The organism is Paraburkholderia sp. BCC1885, from assembly GCF_900996235.1.
GTDB lineage: Bacteria > Pseudomonadota > Gammaproteobacteria > Burkholderiales > Burkholderiaceae > Paraburkholderia.
In genome coordinates, this window is sequence record NZ_CAAJGM010000252.1 from 199455 (window position 1) to 213712 (window position 14258).

General features: G+C 59.2%; 14 protein-coding genes and 2 pseudogenes. 6 read left to right on the forward strand and 10 right to left on the reverse strand.

The window, feature by feature from the left end:
- Positions 1 to 59: 59 nt before the first annotated feature.
- Positions 60 to 1154: a porin gene (locus tag FQ755_RS33050; RefSeq protein WP_409937799.1), complete on the forward strand. Its 1095-nt coding sequence runs from the start codon at positions 60 to 62 to the stop codon at positions 1152 to 1154.
- A gap of 430 nt (positions 1155 to 1584) precedes the next feature.
- Positions 1585 to 1739, forward strand: a pseudogene (locus FQ755_RS38830) (IS66 family transposase); the annotation flags it as partial.
- On the opposite strand, the gene FQ755_RS33060 reads toward FQ755_RS38830, so the two are convergent.
- The 5 genes and pseudogenes from FQ755_RS33060 to FQ755_RS33080 all read right to left on the reverse strand — a co-directional run bounded on the left by FQ755_RS33060 (position 1739) and on the right by FQ755_RS33080 (position 4651).
- A complete protein-coding gene (locus FQ755_RS33060) occupies positions 1739 to 2080 on the reverse strand; it encodes a zinc-binding dehydrogenase (RefSeq protein WP_260858991.1) in 342 nt (113 codons plus the stop codon). The pseudogene FQ755_RS38830 and the gene FQ755_RS33060 sit on opposite strands and share 1 nt — an antisense overlap.
- Before the next feature lie 145 nt (positions 2081 to 2225).
- Positions 2226 to 2429 (reverse strand): annotated as a pseudogene (locus FQ755_RS38485) (DUF3363 domain-containing protein); the annotation flags it as partial.
- Positions 2404 to 3213, reverse strand: a complete 810-nt coding sequence (locus tag FQ755_RS33070) for an IclR family transcriptional regulator (protein ID WP_144161312.1) — start codon at positions 3211 to 3213, stop codon at positions 2404 to 2406. The pseudogene FQ755_RS38485 and the gene FQ755_RS33070, both read right to left, overlap by 26 nt.
- Positions 3214 to 3346: 133 nt before the next feature.
- A complete protein-coding gene (locus tag FQ755_RS33075) occupies positions 3347 to 4072 on the reverse strand; it encodes an SDR family NAD(P)-dependent oxidoreductase (RefSeq protein ID WP_144161316.1) in 726 nt (241 codons plus the stop codon).
- A 57-nt stretch (positions 4073 to 4129) separates the two neighbouring features.
- Positions 4130 to 4651 carry a 2,4'-dihydroxyacetophenone dioxygenase family protein gene (locus FQ755_RS33080; protein ID WP_144161319.1) on the reverse strand — a complete coding sequence of 174 codons (522 nt, stop codon included), beginning with the start codon at positions 4649 to 4651 and terminating at the stop codon, positions 4130 to 4132.
- Between the two features lie 193 nt (positions 4652 to 4844).
- Between FQ755_RS33080 and FQ755_RS33085 the strand changes: the two genes are divergently transcribed.
- Entirely contained in the window at positions 4845 to 5519 is a 675-nt protein-coding gene (locus FQ755_RS33085; protein WP_409937796.1) for an HAD family hydrolase, read from the forward strand.
- Between the two features lie 266 nt (positions 5520 to 5785).
- Here FQ755_RS33085 and FQ755_RS33090 read toward each other — a convergent pair whose 3' ends face one another.
- On the reverse strand, positions 5786 to 6391 hold the full coding sequence (locus tag FQ755_RS33090) for a TetR/AcrR family transcriptional regulator (RefSeq protein ID WP_144161325.1): 606 nt from the start codon (positions 6389 to 6391) through the stop codon (positions 5786 to 5788).
- 121 nt (positions 6392 to 6512) lie between these two features.
- On the opposite strand from FQ755_RS33090, the gene FQ755_RS33095 reads away from it, so the two are divergent.
- Both FQ755_RS33095 and FQ755_RS33100 read left to right on the forward strand, forming a co-directional pair.
- A complete protein-coding gene (locus FQ755_RS33095; protein ID WP_144161329.1) occupies positions 6513 to 7295 on the forward strand; it encodes an SDR family oxidoreductase in 783 nt (260 codons plus the stop codon).
- 461 nt (positions 7296 to 7756) lie between these two features.
- Positions 7757 to 8419 carry a carbon-nitrogen hydrolase family protein gene (locus tag FQ755_RS33100; RefSeq protein WP_260858992.1) on the forward strand — a complete coding sequence of 221 codons (663 nt, stop codon included), beginning with the start codon at positions 7757 to 7759 and terminating at the stop codon, positions 8417 to 8419.
- 262 nt (positions 8420 to 8681) lie between these two features.
- Here the strand turns inward: FQ755_RS33100 and FQ755_RS33105 are convergent, their stop codons facing one another.
- Complete coding sequence (locus FQ755_RS33105) at positions 8682 to 9338, reverse strand: hypothetical protein (RefSeq protein WP_144161332.1); 657 nt, start codon at positions 9336 to 9338, stop codon at positions 8682 to 8684.
- 275 nt (positions 9339 to 9613) lie between these two features.
- Positions 9614 to 10222, reverse strand: a complete 609-nt coding sequence (locus FQ755_RS33110; protein ID WP_144161334.1) for a short chain dehydrogenase — start codon at positions 10220 to 10222, stop codon at positions 9614 to 9616.
- 91 nt (positions 10223 to 10313) lie between these two features.
- Here FQ755_RS33110 and FQ755_RS33115 point away from each other — a divergent pair, with 91 nt between their 5' ends.
- Positions 10314 to 10928 carry a TetR/AcrR family transcriptional regulator gene (locus FQ755_RS33115; RefSeq protein ID WP_186308729.1) on the forward strand — a complete coding sequence of 205 codons (615 nt, stop codon included), beginning with the start codon at positions 10314 to 10316 and terminating at the stop codon, positions 10926 to 10928.
- A gap of 34 nt (positions 10929 to 10962) precedes the next feature.
- On the opposite strand, the gene FQ755_RS33120 is transcribed toward FQ755_RS33115, so the two are convergent.
- Positions 10963 to 12624: an MOSC domain-containing protein gene (locus FQ755_RS33120; RefSeq protein ID WP_144161340.1), complete on the reverse strand. Its 1662-nt coding sequence runs from the start codon at positions 12622 to 12624 to the stop codon at positions 10963 to 10965.
- Between the two features lie 108 nt (positions 12625 to 12732).
- Positions 12733 to 14196: a catalase gene (locus FQ755_RS33125; RefSeq protein WP_144161343.1), complete on the reverse strand. Its 1464-nt coding sequence runs from the start codon at positions 14194 to 14196 to the stop codon at positions 12733 to 12735.
- Positions 14197 to 14258 lie beyond the last annotated feature (62 nt).

Below are 14258 nucleotides of genomic sequence, written 5' to 3' on the forward strand. Positions count from 1 at the left end.
ACTAAGTATTAGTATGTTAATTGATAAATATATAAGTAGGAGGCGGAATCATGAAGAGCATAAAACGCTATATCAATGTTCTGGCATTGGTAGCGGGGATGGCAAGTTTTTCCCCGGTTTTCGCGCAAAGCAGTGTCACGCTCTGGGGTTTGATAGATACCGGAATCTCGTACGTGAGCAACGAATCCGGGAAACACAACGTCAAGATGGACGACGGGATCGACGAGCCTAATATATGGGGGTTGAGCGGCAAGGAGGATTTGGGTGGCGGAACCTATGCCACGTTTGAGCTGGTCGATCAGTTTGAACTGGATTCTGGCAGCTTCATGCCGAACGAGAGTTTGTTTAGTCGAACGTCGACAGTGGGCCTGACAAGCGAAAATTTGGGCACGCTCAAATTCGGTAACCAGTATGACTTTATGACGGACGCACTGTTCTTCGGCGGCGACGATCCAGCCGACCTGTCGGGCCATCTGTACGCGTTCCGGGCGGGGCCTTTCCAGAAACTCGATATTCCCAACAATCCGACTGGCGCATTCGACTGGGACCGGATGGCGGGTGAAGTCGTCAGTAATTCGGTGAAGTATGTCACCCCGATAGCAGGCGGGTTCAGTGCGGGTGCAATGTATCGCTTCGGTGGTATCGCGGGATCAGCCGGAGAAGGAAACGGCGTGAGTTACGCCTTGAACTACGCGCAAAAGAATTTTGGCGCAAACGCGGCCTATACGAATCTCAAGTATGTGGAGGCCGGGAGTCCCGACGTAAGCATTCGGAACTGGGGCATCGGTGCACATTATCAGGAAAACAGATGGGCTGCGGCGGTGCTCTTTACCACGGTTCACAATTCGTTGAACGGTGCGTCTGTCTATGAGGGCTCCATCGGAGCGCATTATCAGATTACGCCAGCACTGAGTAGCGGTGCCGCATACATGTATATGAAGGGCAATGCGGTACTGAACAACAACCATGCGAATCAGGTCGCTGCAAACGTGACGTATGCGTTGTCGAAACGGACGCAGGTCTATCTGCTCGGGCTTTACCAGCGTGCAAACGCGGGCGCCGACGCACAGATCAACGGCCTTAACGATCCGGGCGACGCGTCGGGCAACGACGCACAGAGTGTTGTACGGATTGGCTTGCACACGGAGTTCTGACATCGTCACAGGCCGGCGGATACCGCAGACTCGCGGCAGCGAGCCCCAGACCCCCAGCCGTCGAGCCTGAAAGAGAGACCACGACGCCTCCTGCCCGACAGACGGATATCCTCTCCGCACAGCCTGCTATCGACGCCCGGCCTTCCTCACACCCGCCTCATCGACCTCAGCCGCGGTGTGTGCATCATGTTCGACGTAGCGGACAAGCGTGTCGACCTGCAGCCTTAACAGCTTGCGCAGATCCTTGCCATCGCTCGCCGACGCCTTGAAACCCTTGGAAACACTGGCCAGCAGTCTCGCAAGCGCGCGCGGCTGCTTTGCACCAGCCTTGGTTCAGAACGTCGGAGATCAGAACCTCGAAGGCGCCGTAGCTTTGGCCCGGCAGTTCCGAGCCGAGATCGAAAAAATCCCTCGCGTCGGGATGTGCGGTGTGCCGATCAGCGTGACCATCGACCCGACGAACTCAAAGTGCTCCTCGCGATCCGTGAGGAGCACAACGCCCTTCAGTCGGAGCGCAAGGAGTTACGCAGCTCCCTGCGCCTCGTGACAGCGGAACGCGACCTCGCCGAGGGACGACTGCGCGCTTAGGCGCCGGCATTGAACCCGGACACGGTTGCGTTGCCCAGCCAGAGGTCGTTGGTCTTTACCTGATGTTCCCAATCACCGCTGGCATTACCGGCGACGATGAGTCGACTGCCTGGCTTCATCAACGCGAAGCTGTGGCTGCGGACGGTGCCGCCGACAGGGTCGATGACGACGTCGAATTTCTCGTCGCCGAAAATTCCTGGCAATTCGTTGGAATCGACGATCCGGTCATACGGCAGCTTCGTGTTCGCCGCCGCATTGAGCTTGCTCGTGCGCACCGTGCCCACTACACGCGACGCACCAAGTTTCTGCGAACGCAAAAACGCGCGCGAAGCAGGCATGACTCGGTTGGCGGCCGGTCGCTATCGCTGGAGCAGCATGAAATGCTCGCCTCGTGAATATCGAGAAAAGCTGACACCCGTCCCAGAGCAATAGAGGGCTAAAGTTGCGGGCCGCGTTGCCTTCCAGCCGCATCCCACGACACACCATCGTCGCGACGACATGCTGCGCCAGTCCCTGCTCGATCACCGGCTTCCATGGCACCGGCGAGAAGCCCACGCCGTCATCGAACATCGCGTAACGCCTGCTGGCGAGCATGATGGAACGCCGATAGATGCCGGCCATACATGAAGCGAAATTCGACAACGCATCGTACCGATGGCTATCACGCATTGCGCGGAGTGGGTCCAATTTTTTCAGCGATCGCCTGGCAAGCCGCCTTCAGGGGCTCGATGTACATTTCCCGGGCCTCCTTGCTTTTCCGGAAAAGCGGAATGCTGATGCTGATGCATGCGACCGGCTGGCCATCAGGACCTGTGATGGCACTTCCATAGCAGAAAATCTGCGGCTCGTTCTCTTCACGATCGTCTGCATAGCCACGCTTCTGCGTCGCAGCGAGTTCATCAAGCAATGCATGGCGTTCGACGATCGTATTGGGTGTAAGCCGTTCGAAGCGCACACCGCGCAGTAGCGCATCGCGCGCGGTCGGATCGAGCGCGGCCAGATACGCTTTACCAACCGAACTCGAATACAGTGTGACGCGAGTACCGATGCGCGACGCCATCCGCACTGCATGCGGGCTTTCCAGCTTGTCGATATAAACCATCTCCGTCCCGCTGCGCACGGCCAGGTGAACGGTCTCCTGCGTGGCATCGCGCAGTGATTGCAAGGAATCGATTGCCACAACGCGTAGATCCGAACGCTCCCAGCTGCGACTGGCCAGCGACATCAACCTCGGACCCAACTGGTAAGCGCCTCCGCGCAAGCTTTCGACTACCAGCCCCTCCGCAAGCAGGGCCCCGATAATCCGGTATACCGTCGGTCTCGGATATCCGCACTGTGCGGCCAGTTGCGTCGCGCTCAATGGCTCGTCGGCGTCGCCAATCAACTGCATTACGACGATAAACTTAGAAAACGCGGCAGTTCCGGAAGCCTTTGCAGCCTCAGCGGCATCAGAAAAGTTGGACTTGGACATCAGCGGGAAAGGTAAAAGGGTTGCCTCGGGTAACGTCCTTCTCGTTCGGCAAAAAGCGCCTCTGCCAAATCCGGACCGTCACGGTATGCACGTCGCAATTATAGTGACCTGCCCTGCCGCCCCTCATCCTCTCTCAGGCGACGAGATAACCGCCATCGACCGGCACGATGCAGCCCGTGATAAACGAAGCGCCCGGCGAACAGAGAAATGCGACAGCCTGCGCGACATCCTCGGGAGTGCCCCAACGCCCGAGCGGCGTGCGCTCCAGGATGGCGCCCGACCGCTTGTCGTCTTCCTGCAAGGCGCGGGTAAGCGGCGTCGCGATCCAGCCTGGCGCGACCGCATTCACCCGAATCCCGTCCCCTGCGTACGCGATAGCCAGCGACTTCGTTAACTGGGCCACGCCGCCCTTGCTCGCGCTGTACGCCGGCACCAACCCGCCGCCAAAGAAGCTCAGCATCGACGCGGTATTGACGATCGCACCGCCGCTCGCCCGCAGCAGCGGCCTTGCGGCCGAACACGCCCGCATCGTACCAGTCAGGTTGACGTCGATCACCCGCGCGAATACGTCCAGCTCGTGTTCCGCGCCCCGCCGGATCATGCCGGCGCAGTTCACCAGCACATCCAGAGATGCTAATGGCGCGAAAAGACCTACGACGCTGTCATTCTGGCTGACATCGAGATCGACCACTTCGATGCCAGCCAATTCGCGACGCTGACCGTCCGTCGGCGCCAAACCCGCAGCCAGCACACGGGCGCCAAGCACCGCCAGCTGTCGCACTATGCCGGCGCCGATGCCCTGTGTGCCACCAGTTACGACGGCAGTTTTTCCTTTCAGGAGATCAGGTTGAAAAGTCATGTTGGACCGATCGGAAAGAGACGAATCACAGCAACCGGAAGCCGGACGTAGCACGGACTAGCGAACGAACTGATCGACGTAATCGACCCCAAGACCCACCTGCCCGAAGTGCCTGCGGCACATGTCCAGCTTGGTGAAGACGTCCTCATAGCCAATGTGATTGCCATACGGATCGCAGTAGTACATCACGCCGTTCACCTGGAAATACGTAATCATTTCCTCGACGTCTTCCGGGACGTACAGCGTGTGCGTTTCACCCGGCGGCTCGAAGACATAACTGCCCTGCGTGGCGATCCAGTCATGTTCAAGATAGCGCCAGCACCCCTTCAGCACCATCCCATGTACGGCACCCGGATGCCGGTGTCGACTCAGCACGCCCGACCGACGCACGCGCAGCAGATTCATCCAGTATCCCGTCGAAACATTCAGGCACAGGGGCCGGAACCAGACGTTTTCAGCTTGAGGCACCCAGAGCCGTTCGTCCTGCGGAATTGCGGATTCAATCACAATGTCGCGCAGCGCTTCCGGAGGATTGGGGAGTTGATAAGGCGTCAGAGCGTCAGCAGCAGAGGCTTGCATTCCATCTCTATTGTCCATATTATGGACTTAATTACTATAATATGGACAAATCGTGACGCCTTTCGAATGCCCTGTCAAGCGGCGTGTCTGCAATGCCGAAACCGCCTGTTGCAGGGCCAACGTGCGTCACGTCTTTTACGAGAACGCGCCTGCGAGCGCCTGATAAGACCGTGGATCGCACCGGAGAGCACAATTGACCCATCCCATCAAAGCCGTCCTCTGGGATATGGACGGCACGCTGGCAGACAGCGAAATGCTTCATCTCAGGACCTTGCTGGCAGCCCTGGAGCATCACGGCATCACTGCTGGTGAAGAACTGCATCCACTGATCTTCGGCAAGACCGGCCGCGAGGTTTACGCAATATGCCGCGATCGGTTCGGCATCGAGACCGACTATTCGACATGGGCGAAATATCGTGCGCACCGCTATCTGGGCGAAGCACCCGATATTCAAGCCCGCCCCGGTGCGCTCGAGGTATATCGAATGGTTCAGGCAAGAGGCATGCCTCAGGCCATCGTCTCGAATGCGTCGCGGATGCTGCTCGAGGCCAATCTCCGAGCCCTGAGCCTGCAGGAACCGCAACTGGTTTCGATCAGCGCCAACGACGTGCGTCGGGGCAAGCCTGACCCTGAGGCGTACGAGCGCGCAGCCTACCTACTGGGCATCGCTGCACACGAAGCGATCGTTGTGGAAGACAGCCCGACTGGCGCAAGCGCCGCTATCGCGGCCGGAATGCGCGTGCTCGGCTGGCCCGCCGAACCGGCGAGCGAAGACGCCGCACGCCGCTTCCATCCTGCCGTGCAAACCGTGTCCTCAGCACGCGAACTTGCCGTCGCGCTTGGACCCAACCTCGCCTCGCCAGCCTGAGCACTACCGCCTGTACCTGCCAGGCACCAACGTCGGACGCAGGCCACCTCCGCACCCCGTCGAACGCAAGGATTACCGCCAGATGCTCGTCTGCGTCGCGAATATGAACAAACGATTGTGGCCATAGCCGAATCGACTCGGGACCGCCAACCGCGTACACATCATCCACGACGACTCGATGGCCTTTTCCACTGCAACAGATGCAGTCTCAAGTTTGAGAAATTCCGTCTGACTCGCGCTTCCGTCACCGCGGTGATCCATCAGCGTTAGCCACGATTGCGCACTGACACTGTTGTTGTCTGTGAATGTGGGCCGTGCTTCACGTAGCAGACAAGCACGTCAACCTGCAGCCTTAACAGCTTGCGCAGATCCTTGCCATCGCTCGCCGACGCCTTGAAACCCTTTGACGCATTGGCCAGCAGTCTCGCAAGCGCGCGCGTCTGCTTTGCACCGGCCTGGTTCAGGATATCGGAAATCAAAACCTCGAAGGCGTCGTAACTCTGGCCCAGCAGTTCCGGCCCGAGATCGAAAAAATCCCGCGCGTCGGGATGCGTGTCGATCAGATCGAACGTTTCTCCGATCCACACTTCACACGCCAGATTCAGTTGTGCGCGCAGATCGGGCAATGCGTCCAGTTCCGCCCTGATCCGGTTTTCGAGCCGTTGCGCCACCTGCTCAGTGACCGCCCGGAACACATCCGCCTTGTCCTGAAACTCCAGATACAGCAGCGGACGGGAGACGCCCGCCGCTCTCGCCAGATCGGCCATGGTCGTGCGTGCATAGCCATAACGCAGGAACGTTTCCGACGCGGCCTGGACAATGCGCTGCCGCCGGGAAGATGCGTCAGCGCCATTCGATAGTGCAGTAGCCATGATTTACACATTGACATGGAGTGTCAATCATAGCACTATACATATTGACACTTTCGATAAATATGTCATACCGGCATGATGCAACGCCAGTGTAAAACTACCCACCGTCAAGGACACTACGATGAAGATGAATGGTCGAACCATACTCATTACCGGCGGCAGTTCGGGAATTGGTCTTGAATTTGCCCGCCAGTTGCTGGCCCGGGGAAATACCGTCATCGTTACAGGCCGTCGCGAGACAGCGCTCGCTGAGGCACGCTCGAAGCTTTCCGGCTTGCAGACCGTCAGCAGTGATTCATCGAACCCCGATGCAATCCGGGCGCTACGCGAAACCGTGTTGCGTGATCATCCGGCTCTCGACGTTGTCATTCAGTGCGCCGGCCTCATGCGCAAACTGGATCTGCGGAAGACCACGGACTTCCTCGACGTGACACGCGAGATTGAGACGAATCTCAACGGCACGATCTGGACAAACCTGGCTTTCCTCGATCATCTGCGGGCGATGCCCGAAGCTATGCTCGTGAACGTTTCGTCCGGCCTCGCGTTCGTGCCGATGGCCGTTGCGCCGATCTATTCCGCAGCCAAGGCCGGATTGCATGCCTATACGCAAAGCCTTCGGCTACAACTGAAGAACACGCGCATCCGCGTGGTCGAGCTGGCGCCGCCGGCTACCGATACCCCGCTTTTTTACGGCGATTTCAACAAGGTAGATACAGGCGGTGTCAAACCGATGTCAGTCGAAACGATGGTCGAGAAAGCCATTCGCGGCATGGAAAACGGTCAGACGGAAATCAGGCCAGGCCTCGCCAACGTACTCAAGCTGCTGGGGCGTATTGCGCCAAACGCAGCCGTGAATATGACGAGTAAAGCAGCGGTGGAAGCCATGCAGAAAGCTCCCGTCTGATGTCGTAATGACGCTCTCCCTCTACGGCGCCCTACCAGTCACGACTCGCGGGCGCCATCAGCCCATGTACTGCGGTATTCAGATCAGGAGCGCGCACAACAATACCGTCGACATCAGGAGCGTCGTCCTAAGTCGGATACAACATCCTGTCGATATGCCGGATAATTATCGGCCCGCAACCAGGGCTACGGACGCACGACGACCACGTCGGCGATTTTTTCTGTCCGAGCGAACCCGTGCCCGGTAGCCGTTGCCAACGCCCACTAGTTCGTTACATACTGCCCGCGTGCATCCTGTCCGGACAGTGAACTGACCCGAATGCTCCGGCACCTTACCTCCCGCCGAATGATTATGGATACCGTCAGAATTGCTTACGTTCAATGGCCCCATGCCCTGACACCGAAGGGTGCTGCATGGGAGGAATTTGCCGGACCGTAGATGCAGCACGAGCCGACATTCTGGTGACGAACGAAATGCCCTTTGGTCCGTGGCTCGCGGAAAGTCCCGAGTTCGAAGAAGACAGCGCGAAGCGTAGTGCGGAGTTGCATGAAGAAGCGCTGGATGCGCTCGCCTCACTGCAGGCCGGTGCGGTCATCTCATCGCGCCCCGCGATACTGGGGAACCGGTTGGTCAACGAGGCATTTGTGCTGGAAAACGGCGAATATCGCTACATTCATCACAAGAAGTACTTCCCGCAGGAAGCGGGTTTTTTCGAGGAAACGTGGTTTGTCCGAGGTCGCGACGGATTCGAGTGCCATCAGATTGGCCCGGTCAAGGTTGGTGTCCTACTCTGCACAGAACTTTTCTTCAACGAGTATGCACGGCGTTACGGTCGTGATGGCGCAGACGTTATAGTCACTCCCAGAGCAGCAGGCACATCAACACAGCACTGGAAGACCGCAGGTGCAATGGCAGCCACAGTTTCCGGGGCCTACTTCACCAGTGCGAATCGCCGCGGTGCGAGCGCATCGGGGCAGGAGTTTGGGGGAGTCGGGTTTGCAATTTCGCCGGATGGTCGACCACTGCATCAAACCTCTGACGACGACCCGTTGGTCATCGCCACCATTGATCTGGCCGAGACCCGCCAGCGAAAGCTGGAATACCCGTGCTACGTCCGGGAATAAAGCCATGCTCTGAAAGCTGAAGTGCCGCCAGGCTGCATCCAGCATCGACGCGTGGTACTCGGGCACCAGGGCACCAGATAGGCGCCCTGGTGCCCTGATTCCAGACGAAGTGCAAATCGGGCAGGCTACGCGCTGGATGCGTGACTGAATCCCGCAAACGGCGAAGAGATTGTGAATGACCGATTCGCCCCGTAACGGAATTGGTCATTCGGGTCGCGAGGATGTTTCCCTCGGCTTTGAGCGGCTCTCCACGCGCCGGCGATCAGGACGACGACTTGGGTGCCTTTTCCGCTGCCACAAGCGCCGTTTCAAGCGTGAGAAATTCCGTCTGGCTCACGCTTCCGTCGCCGTTCTGATCCATCAACGTCAGCAGCGATTGCGAGCTGGCGCTACTGCTGTCCGTGGCCGTCGCCGCAAGTCCCTGCAGCAGTTCGGTATTCGTAAGGGGATTGCTGTCGTCCACGCCAAGCGCGCCGAAAAGCTGGTCGGCCTGAGTCTTACTGCCACCGAACTGCTCGACGACCTGTTCGAACGCCGCCTCGCTGATCTGCCCGTCCTGCTTACCTTCAGCGTTGGTCGGAGGTGCGACGGTTTCCGAGTTGAGCGTTCGAAAATAGCTGGCGAGATCTGCCGGGTTATCCCGTACCGACGAGAACGACGGCAGACCCAGTCCGGCGATGCTGCCCTGAGTCATCGTGACATCGTCTGACGAGAGTGCTGCAAGTGATTTTGCTTCCGGACTAAGCGTGACCTGCGTCGACGGCTGAGGGGCCGCATCCGCGGGCGAAGCCTGCGATGAAGCGGCGGCAACGCCCGCGCTCGCGTCGAGTGCCGACGATGCCGCAGGAGACGACTGCCCCTTTCCCGCCTGGGAATAAACGTTTTCTCCGGGATTGGAACCAATGGACGACAAGGCCATGAATACTCTCCGATAGGGATGCTGGATACAGGCGCAGTACTCTCGTATGCGATCTTCACACCGAGAACCACTCCATTTGTTTACGGCTTCATAGGGTCAGAGTTTAGGATATAGCTGTCCCGTACCCGGCACTCGCCGTTACCAATCGGACTGGTCTTTTTCGTCTGCATCGCGCCTGCAATCGCAATTGCCGTCACCTCAGTTGAGTCATTCCCGGCGCGCCGACATGGCTGCGACAGCGAAATCCTCAGCCGTCCGATTCGAGGCTGTCCGACTCAGCAATCCGTCTTGTAGAGCTTGAGAACGCGCCCGGTAAACGGATTGGACATCGCACGAAGATAGGCTTGCCCGACCTGCCAGGCGTCAACAGGAATGAAACCCGGGAAATACGGATGATAGGCAACAGACTCCGTCAGCACGGTGGGACTCACGCAGTTGATCCGAACACCGCGCGGTAGTTCGACGGCAGCCGACTTCGTGAAGCCCTCGACCATGTGATTGACAACGGTACCGATAGAACCGCCGGCCAGATATTCATCCGTCAGCACGCCCGAAATCAGCGTGAATGAACCCTTGTCCGCGATATACGGAAGCGCCGCCCGTACCAGATTGATCTGCCCCATGCCCTTCGCCTTGATCGAATCGGCCCATTGCTCGTCCGTCGTCAGTTCAAGCGGCGCAGGGAAAACGTCCCCCGCCGCGCACGCCACCGCATCGAAATGACCGACCGTGCTGAAGAGGGTTTTCAGGCTGGCCATATCCGAAAGGTCTGCCCGGAAATCCCCGGAAGAACGAGAGACAGACACGACCTCGTGACCCTTTTCCTGCAGCGCGGCCTTCACGGCGGCGCCGACCGTACCGCTCCCGATAACGATTGCTCTCATGGCTTCCTCATAAATTTACAGTTACTGTAAAAATAAATTATCGCATTTACTGTAAAATTGCAAGCACTGATTTCGACTGGAAGTGCCATCCGTGACGGATAAGGAAGAGAAGAAAGAAGGACTGCGCGAACGCAAGCGGCGCGAAACGCTGGAACGTATCGCTGAAACCGGCCTGCGGCTATTCGTGGAAAATGGCTACGACGGCACGACACTGGAGGCCATCGCGGCCGAGGCCGGTATCTCCGCGCGGACGTTCTTCTACTACTTCAAGAGCAAGGAAGACATTCTGAGGTACTGGCAGGGCGACGGCTTCCTCGAAGCGCTGCGCCCGTCCCTGCTAGCCATTTCTCCCAGGCAGGTGCCGCTCACCGCCGTACGTCATTGCCTGATCGAATTAGTCTCTCGCCACGAGAACAAGCGGTCCATCGTCGTGGACAATCTCATGCGCTCGACGGAAACACTGCGCGCCCGCAAGCAGGCGATCTTTGTCGAGATGGAAACGACCGTATTCGAGGCCTTGTGCGAGATGTGGCCAGACCAGGAACGTCGGGCGGCACTGCGTACAGTTGCGATGGTAGCCATCGGGACGATGCGGCTGGCCATGGAAGACTGGCGCGAGGGCAAAGGCAAGCGCCCCCTGGCCGATTATCTGAGCGAAGGATTCGCGAGATTGCAGACGGAAATTCGTGCCTCGCGAATTAGGTAGGGGATAAATCTCCGTCGAGCCAGCACTCGATCCTTCAGAGATCGAGCGTGATTTCTCCAGACGTCGCGCGCGACACACAGACTGCCAACAGGCTATCTCGCGAGCTCTGATGCAGGCAGATGTCGTTATGCTCGACGCGCCCCTTGCTGTAGCCAATGACGCATGTGCCGCAAGACCCGGTCTCGCAGGACGAAGGCACCTCGACACCATTCTTGCGAAGTGCTTCCAGCAAGGTCTGGTTGGCCGGAGCGGCAATCGACCGGCCCGATTTCGCAAGGTGCGCGATAAACGGCTGCGCGCTACCGGGTTCCGCCGTCGACGCGAAGGCTTCGAAATGGAAGTGAGACGCTGGCAGCTTCGTCTTTGCGTGCCTGACCGCATCCATCAAGGCGTTCGGACCGCAGCAATACACATGAGTCGATTCGTCGAGCGATTCAAGCAGCCCCTGCAGATCGAAGCGACGAGTCGCGTCACCATCATTGAAATGGAAGCGGACTTCGCTCGCGCGCAGGTTTCCCAGTTCCTCGACAAACGGCGCGTCCGTTTCCGAGCGCCCGAGATAGACGAGCCTGAAGCGTGCGCCGATCGCGCGAAAGTGCTGAATCATCGACAGGAACGGCGTGATGCCGATCCCACCGGCAATCATGAGGTGATGATCGGCGTCCGGCACGACGGAAAAACTGTTCGATGGTGGCGAGACCAACAGGATGTCGCCCAGCCCGGGCTCCGTATGCATCCAGCGGGAACCACCGCGACTGTTCTGATCCAGGGCGACCGCGATCTTGTAGTACCGGCCGTCCGAGTTTTCGCACAGGGAGTATTGGCGTTCCAATCCGTTCGGCAATTTCAGTCTGACATGTGCACCGGGCTGCGAAACCGGTAATCGACTGCCTTTCTCCGGAGCGAGAATAAACGACCGTACCCGGCTCGATTCCAGGGTGACGCTTCTGACACGCAGGCGCATCCAGCCATCGTCGGCGGATGTGGTTTCCGCCGATGACGAAGGCGTGGCAGACGACTCAACCAGTCTTGAACTCCAGTCTTCGACACCCGGCGATTGCAGCCGTTTCCTGAAGAGATCGCGGATAAGTGGCGCCAATGCATCGAGCGCCACAATCTCTGCCATGGCATCCCGATTGCCCGTTTCAACGTACAGGAAATGCTGAATCCAGGAGATCGTCCAGTCACGGTGCGGACGTTCGACGACGCGCAAGGTATCGCCCGCCTGCACGTTCCCTGGCCGCAGTACCCTGTAATACCAGCCCGTGCGGCGTGTCTGCTGGACACGCTGCGCCATCCCGGGTTGGTCAAAACGATGGTTCAGGCGAAAGCAGGGTTGCCTGGGCATGGAAACCTGAAGCCGTGCCTCGCCCACCTCGACGACATCGCCAATGCATATATTGGATTCGTTGAATCCGGTAGCAACAAAGTTTTCGCCGAAGCCCCCGGCACAGAAACGCTCCGCACTTTGCGGAAACTCGTCCCGCCACAGCGCATAGTGTTCTTCCGGGTATTGCAGTATCACCTGCTCTACCCCGCCATGGAGGTGGGGCGCACCGTATTCGTCGTCCGCGATACGTTCCCGGGCAATATGAACGGTGCCCACGCAAGGCGATTTCGCCATGCCCGACAGGATATCGCTACTGCCGAGCCTGGCGATCTTTCCGATACGGATCTCACGCAGAACGGTATCCACCGCCTCCGTGGTTGCAGCCTCGGGTATCAAAACATGCTCCTTCACCGTTCATTCAGACAGGAGCCGCGCCGGCGTGGCGGCTCCCCTTCCTGCCCTGCAGTCCCTGCTCTACAGCGAACCAGCCGCCAACCGCGCCAATGCAGCGGCAACACCTGCGCCATACTCGGGATCAGCCTTCGCGCAGTTGTCAATGTGACGCTGCTTTACTTCAGCCCTGGCATCGCCCATCGCGCGCGCCGTGTTGTCGAAGAGCGTCTGACGCTGTGCCGCACTCATCTTCCGGAACAGATTGCCCGGCTGCTGGTAGTGATCGTCGTCGACACGATGATCCCAGTGGGCCGCAGCACCGTCGATTTCCAGCGGCGGCTCGTTAAGCTCAGGCTGATCGGTCCAGACGCCCTTGCTATTCGGCCAGTAGGACGGCGTGCCGCCCAGGTTGCCGTCCGTGCGCATCGCACCGTCGCGGTGATAGCTGTGGAATGGGCACTTCGGCGCGTTGACCGGAATATGGTTGAAGTTCACACCAAGGCGGTAGCGCTGCGCGTCGGCATAGGAGAACAGCCGCGCCTGCAGCATCTTGTCCGGCGAATAGCTGATCCCGGGCACGATGTTGGCCGGCGAGAAAGCCGCCTGCTCGGTTTCCGCAAAGAAGTTCTCCGGATTCCGGTTCAGCTCGAAATAGCCGACCTCGATCAGCGGGAAATCCGCCTTCGGCCAAATCTTGGTCAGGTCGAACGGATTGAACGGAAAGGCCTTGGCCTGCGCATCCGCCATGACCTGAATGAACAGCGTCCAGCGCGGGAAATGACCCGCCTCGATGCTGTCGTAAAGATCGCGATGATGGGTCTCGCGGTCCTTGCCGACCAGCGCCTCGGCCTCGGCATCCGACAGGTTCTCGATACCCTGCTGCGTGCGGAAATGGAACTTCACCCAGGTTCGCTCGTTCGCCGCATTCAGAAAACTGTAGGTGTGGCTCCCGAAACCATGCATGTGACGGAACGTGCGCGGAATCCCGCGCTCGCTCATAACGATCGTGACCTGATGCAGCGCTTCGGGCAGCAACGACCAGAAGTCCCAGTTGCTGTCGGCGCTGCGCATGCCGGTGCGCGGATCGCGCTTGATCGCATGATTCAGATCGGGGAACCGAAGTGGGTCGCGGAAGAAGAAGACGGGGGTATTGTTCCCCACCACATCCCAGTTACCCTCCTCCGTATAGAACTTCAACGCGAAACCGCGGATGTCGCGCTCGGCGTCGGCCGCGCCGCGCTCGCCCGCAACCGATGAGAAGCGCGCGAACATCGGCGTCTGCTTGCCGATCTCGGAGAAGATCTTCGCCTTCGTGTAGCGCGTGATGTCATGGGTCACAGTGAACGTCCCGTGCGCGCCGGCGCCCTTGGCATGCATACGGCGCTCGGGAATCACCTCGCGGCCGAAGTGCGCCAGTTTCTCGATCAGCCATACGTCCTGTAGCAGAGCGGGGCCGCGCGGCCCCGCGGTCTGGATGTTCACGTTGTCGCTGACCGGCGCGCCGGTTGCATGCGTCAGACTCGGCGGATTCGACTTCCCGGTCATAGTTGTGCTCCTGAAGGGTTAGTCACGGAGCCTGGCCAGAGGCATCTGGCCCAGGCTGACTG